Below are 2,102 nucleotides of genomic sequence, written 5' to 3' on the forward strand. Positions count from 1 at the left end.
CACCTCGCGGGGATGAAGGACTCGAAAATCATCGTCGCGATCAACAAGGACGAAGAGGCCCCGATCTTCCAGGTCGCCGACTTCGGCCTCGTCGCAGACCTCTTCGACGCCGTCCCCGAATTGACCGGCAAAATCTGAGCCAGGAGAATTTCCATGAGCTACCAAGCCCCGCTTCAAGATATGATCTTCGTGCTCGAGGACCTGTGCGGCCTCGAAGGCCTTTCGCAGCTGCCCGGCCTTGAAGACGCGACCCCCGACACCGTTGCCGCGATCCTTGAGGAAGCGGCGAAATTCGCTGGCGAAGTGCTGGCGCCGCTGAACAGCACCGGCGACGAGGCCGGGCTCGGCTTTGACGCGGGCGAGGTGACCACGCCCGCCGGCTGGAAAGAGGCCTATCAGCAGCTGGTCGAGATGGGCTGGAACAGCCCCACCGCCGACCCCGATCACGGCGGCATGGGCCTGCCTGCGGCGGTGAACGCCTGCATTCAGGAAATGTTCAACGGCGCGAACACGGCGTTTCAGCTCTGCCCCTTGCTGACGCAGGGCGCGATCGAAGCGCTGGCACATTACGCCGCGGACGAGCTGCGCGACACCTATCTGCCGAACCTCGTCACCGGCCACTGGACCGGCACCATGAACCTGACCGAGCCGCAGGCCGGTTCGGATCTGGCTGCGATCCGGTCGAAGGCCGTGCCCGAGGGCGACCATTACCGCGTCTCGGGGCAGAAGATCTTCATCACCTACGGCGAACATGACATGGCCGAGAACATCATCCACCTCGTGCTCGCGCGTCTGCCCGATGCGCCCGAGGGGGTGAAGGGGATCTCGCTCTTCGTGGTGCCGAAATTCATGGTGAACGCGGACGGCAGCCTGGGCGAGCGCAACGACGTGCGCTGCGTCTCGATCGAGCACAAGCTGGGCATCCACGCGAGCCCGACCTGCACGCTGGCCTTCGGCGACAATGGCGGCGCGATCGGCTATCTGGTGGGCGAGCCCCATCAGGGTCTGGCCTACATGTTCGCGATGATGAACAGCGCGCGCCTCGGCGTCGGCCTGCAGGGCATCGGCATCGCCGAGCACGCCGGCCAGCACGCCGTGGCCTATGCCGCCGAGCGCAAGCAGGGCGGTCAGGCCGGCGTTGACGGCTCGGTCGCGATTATCGCGCACCCGGATGTGCGCCGCATGCTGGGCCTGATCAAGGCGCGCACGCAGGCGGCCCGCGTGCTGGCCTATCGCGCGGCCTCGGCGCTCGATATCGCGACCCGCAGCGCCGACCCGGAACAGGCAGCCCGCGCGCAGCGTCGGCTTGACCTGCTGATCCCGGTGGTCAAGGGCTGGTCGACCGAGATGGGCAATGTCTCGGCCTCGCTCGGCGTGCAGGTGCATGGCGGCATGGGCTTCATCGAGGAGACCGGCGCGGCGCAGCACCTGCGCGACGCCCGGATCACCACGATTTACGAAGGCACCACCGGCATCCAGGCGCTCGACCTGATCGGGCGCAAGCTGATCCGCGACAAGGGCCTGGCGATGGGTGAGCTGATCGCCGAGATGTCCGCCACGCTGGCGCGGCTCGAAACCGCGACGACCGGCGCGGCGGACTGGGCCTCGATGGCGTCCTCGATGGCCGAGGCGATCGAGATCCTGCAAGGCGCGAGCGACTGGATCCTCGCCAATGCGCGCGCGAACATGCAGCTGCCGCAGGCCTCGGCCACGGCGATGCTGGAGCTGGCGGGCACCTGCCTTGGCCAATGGGCGATGGCGGATGCGGCGCTGGCCGCGCAGGCGCGAATCGATGCTGGCGACGGGGCGGCCTTCCTGCCCGCCAAGCTGCGCTTTGCCGAGTTCTACCGCACCCAGGCCTTCCCGCAGGCGCGCGCGCTCCTGCAGCAGGTCACCGGCGGTGCCGAAGCCGTGGTGGCGCTCAGCGCCGCCGATCTGGGGGCCGAGTGATGACCGGCGCGCCGCAGACAGCCCCCGCACGCGAGTCGATGGAATATGATGTCGTGATCGTTGGTGGGGGTCCTTCGGGTCTGTCTGCGGCGATCCGGTTGAAGCAGATCGCCCCTGATCTTCAGGTTGTTGTGCTTGAGAAGGGCTCTGAG

General features: G+C 67.6%; 2 protein-coding genes and 1 pseudogene. All 3 read left to right on the plus strand.

From position 1 onward, the window contains the following. A pseudogene (locus tag CLN94_RS13765) lies at positions 1 to 138 on the plus strand (electron transfer flavoprotein subunit alpha/FixB family protein); the annotation flags it as partial. A gap of 15 nt (positions 139 to 153) precedes the next feature. Continuing rightward, positions 154 to 1,950 carry an acyl-CoA dehydrogenase gene (locus CLN94_RS13770; protein ID WP_096434592.1) on the plus strand — a complete coding sequence of 599 codons (1,797 nt, stop codon included), beginning with the start codon at positions 154 to 156 and terminating at the stop codon, positions 1,948 to 1,950. Beyond that, positions 1,950 to 2,102 (plus strand): NAD(P)-binding protein (locus CLN94_RS13775; protein ID WP_143598941.1); only part of this gene is annotated, 153 nt, incomplete at its 3' end. The genes CLN94_RS13770 and CLN94_RS13775, both read left to right, overlap by 1 nt.

The sequence above is a fragment of the Pseudothioclava arenosa genome (assembly GCF_002358085.1).
In the GTDB taxonomy this organism is placed as follows: domain Bacteria; phylum Pseudomonadota; class Alphaproteobacteria; order Rhodobacterales; family Rhodobacteraceae; genus Pseudothioclava; species Pseudothioclava arenosa.